At 67.7% G+C, this 2,998-nt stretch carries 3 protein-coding genes; 2 read left to right on the top strand and 1 reads right to left on the bottom strand.

What is annotated here, in order from left to right; genetic code table 11:
- Nucleotides 1-121: 121 nt before the first annotated feature.
- Complete coding sequence (locus tag V6M48_RS11600; protein WP_332812683.1) at nt 122-907, top strand: phytanoyl-CoA dioxygenase family protein; 786 nt, start codon at nt 122-124, stop codon at nt 905-907.
- Nucleotides 908-940: 33 nt separating this feature from the next.
- Here V6M48_RS11600 and V6M48_RS11595 read toward each other — a convergent pair whose 3' ends face one another.
- Nucleotides 941-2,140 carry an MFS transporter gene (locus tag V6M48_RS11595; protein ID WP_332812682.1) on the bottom strand — a complete coding sequence of 400 codons (1,200 nt, stop codon included), beginning with the start codon at nt 2,138-2,140 and terminating at the stop codon, nt 941-943.
- 220 nt (nt 2,141-2,360) lie between these two features.
- On the opposite strand from V6M48_RS11595, the gene V6M48_RS11590 reads away from it, so the two are divergent.
- Nucleotides 2,361-2,998: UxaA family hydrolase (locus V6M48_RS11590; protein ID WP_332812681.1), on the top strand; the 638-nt coding region annotated here is incomplete at its 3' end.

Genomic DNA, 2,998 nt, shown 5'->3' with positions numbered 1-2,998 from the left:
GCATGATGTTCATGTCCACCTTCTTCCCCCTCATCTGACCCGACGCTCAGCCGGGGCGCGGCGACGCGCCGAGATGATTTGACGGAGCCGCGGGGCGGTCTCCGAACGGAGAAGAACGAACATGCCGAACATAAACCGGACCGGCCTCGGCGAGGCTCGGGTCGAAGACTTCATCGAACGCGGCTATCTCAGGCTGGACGGTGCCTTCAGCACCGATCTCGCCGCCGACATCCGCGGCATCCTCTGGAAGGCCATGGGCCTGTCGCCGGACGACCCCGACGGCTGGACGAAACCGGTCATCCGCCTTCCCTTCATGACCGCGCCGCCCTTCGTGGCGGCCGCGAACACCCCGGTCCTGCAAGCGGCCTATGACGAACTCGTCGGCGCCGGCCGCTGGATCGCGCCGACGGGTCTGGGGACCTTTCCCGTCCGCTTCCCCTCGCTGGACGATCCCGGCGACGCCGGCTGGCACGTCGACATGAGCTTCGGCACCGACGATCCGGACTTCATGCAATGGCGCGTCAATGTCAGGAGCCGCGACCGGGCGCTGCTGATGCTCTTCCTGTTCTCGGAGGTCGCGGAGGAGGATGGTCCGACGAGGATCCGGGTCGGTTCGCATCGCGATATCGCGCGGCAGCTCCTGGCGCGCGGCGAGGAGGGTTTGACGCTTGGCGAACTCGCCGCCGACGGTTTCGCGTCGACGGCGCATTGCGACGAGGTGCTGGCGACGGGCGAGGCGGGCACGGTCTATCTCTGCCATCCGTTCCTGGTGCATTCGGCACAGCCGAACCGCGTCGGCCGGCCCCGCTTCATGGCACAGCCGCCGCTCTTGCCCAGGGCCGATTTCGACCCGGCGCCGCCGCCGTCACCGGTGCAGCTGGCGATCAGGCGGGCCTGCGGCCTTTGAACCATGGCCGCCCGGGGCCCTGTCCTCGGGCGGCTACAGCCCCTTCGGCAGATAGCGCCAGGTCAGCCAGCCGCAGACCGCGAGGAACAGGCCGAGCGTCGCAAACACCCCGCCGAGGCCGGTGAAGGCCAGCACGACCGAATAGACAAGCGGCGGCAGGAGTTCCGACAGGTCGAGATAGGTGCGGTAGACCGCCGACATCTGCGGCCGCTCATGCACGCGCACCGCGCGCATGAAGACGGTGGAGCCAAGCGCATCCAGCGAGATGACGAAGAACGCCGTCAGAAGCAGGCAGCCGCCGGCCGCGAGCGGTGCGACCTCGCCGAACGCCGCGGCCGCGAACAAAGTCAGCGAGGCCGCGGCGAAAGCGAAGGCCATTGTCGCCCGCGCCCCGAAGCGCCTGCCCGCCTTGCCCCAGAGCAGCGCGAAGAACAGCAGCGCATTGCCGGCGGAAACCAGCAGGCCGCCGGCGAGGCTGCCCTGCCCGGTCGCCACCATCAGGATCGGCCCGTAGACGAAGAATGTCGTCCAGAAGCAGGAGCGGCCGAAGGCGATCAGCCAGGCGAGCCTGAGCCGCGGCTGCGCGACGAACCGGCCGATATTGGCGAGCGGGTTGGATGGCCGCGTCACGCCCGGCCGGATCGCCTTGTCGTCGCTCAGTCGGAAATACCAGAACAGGGCGAGCAGGATCGCGCAGAAGACGACGACGATGCCATGCGCCGCCCAGAGGCCGAAATGGCTGTAGAGCAGGACGCCGATCGTCGGGCCGCCGGTCCAGGCGAAGGTCGAGAATGCCATGCGCAGCGATTCCGCCTCGATGAACTTGGTCTTGGCGATGTGGTCCATGATGTAGAGGTTGAGCGTGATCGACAGCGCGCTGGCGCCCATCACGCGGAACAGCATGCCGAGAAGCTGCCCGGTGAGCGTATCGGTCAGGAAAGCCGCTGCACCGAGCGCCAGCGACACCACGCCGGCCGTATAGACCCAGCGGCGGGCGAAGCGGATGATCAGCATCGGCATGAACAGCGTCACGGACAGCCCGGTCAGCGCCACCAGCGTATAGAGCAGCGACACCGCCTGCTTGTCGTTCAGCAGTTCGTAGGCCTGGATCGGAATGACGCTCGACACCGACGCGCGGGCAAAGGATTCCACCGCGTAGAGCAGCGCGAAGGTGCGCGCGCCGGGTGTCCTGACGGCGGGAAGCCAGATCGGGTGTTGGACCTGCGTCGCCATGGAGCCGCACCGGGAATCGCTATTGATGCTCGCAAGGCCGGGCCTGTCGCATTGTCGCGAAACCGACCTGGGGGAAGGGAATTGCGAAGCCAGCCAGTGCACGAGATGGGCCAGAGATCGCTGTGAATGCGGCGGAGGCGCTTGCGCTGGAGGCCGGGGCGCAATAACTTCCATACAAGTTTGAGCGGGCCTCCAGCGGCCCCGGACGGACGGAGCCAGCGTGAACAGTAAGATAGCAAGGACCCTGCGGCTCGGCGCCGAGGACAATGTCCTCATCGCGGTCGAGCGGATCGAGCCCGGCGAGACGGTGGCCGAGGGCATCGTCGCGCGCGCGCGCATCCCCTTCGGCCACAAGATGGCGAGCCGGCCGATCGGTTCGGGAGAGCCGGTGCGCAAGTTCGGCCAGATCATCGGCTTCGCCAGCCAGCCGATCGAGCCGGGCGACTGGGTGCACGAGCACAATGTCGGCCTGCACGATTTCGAGCGCGACTACCAGTTCTGCGCCGATGCGAGGCCGGAAAACGTGCTGCCGGTCGAGGAACAGGCGACGTTCCAGGGTTTCCGCCGCGCCAACGGTCGCGCCGGCACGCGCAACTATCTCGGCATTCTGACCAGCGTGAACTGTTCGGCCTCGGTCGCGCGCTTCATGGCCGAAGCCGCGACGCGCTCCGGCCTGCTCGACGATTTTCCCAATGTCGACGGCGTCGTCTCGTTCACCCACGGCACCGGCTGCGGCATGGCCGGCTCCGGCGAGGGCTTCGACATCCTGCAGCGCACGCAATGGGGCTATGCCGGCAACCCGAACCTCGGCGCGGTGCTGCTCGTCGGCCTCGGCTGCGAGGTGTTCCAGATCGGCCG

Source organism: Sphingomonas sp. (genome assembly GCF_036677245.1).
Classification (GTDB): domain Bacteria; phylum Pseudomonadota; class Alphaproteobacteria; order Sphingomonadales; family Sphingomonadaceae; genus Allosphingosinicella.
The sequence above is the reverse complement of the archived record's forward strand: the minus strand, read 5'-3'. Positions and strand labels throughout refer to the sequence as shown.

Excerpts from the sequence above, each read along its gene's own strand:
- V6M48_RS11600 (WP_332812683.1), top strand. The coding sequence starts at position 122 with ATGCCGAACATAAACCGGACCGGCCTCGGCGAGGCTCGGGTCGAAGAC.
- V6M48_RS11595 (WP_332812682.1), bottom strand. The coding sequence starts at position 2,140 with ATGGCGACGCAGGTCCAACACCCGATCTGGCTTCCCGCCGTCAGGACA.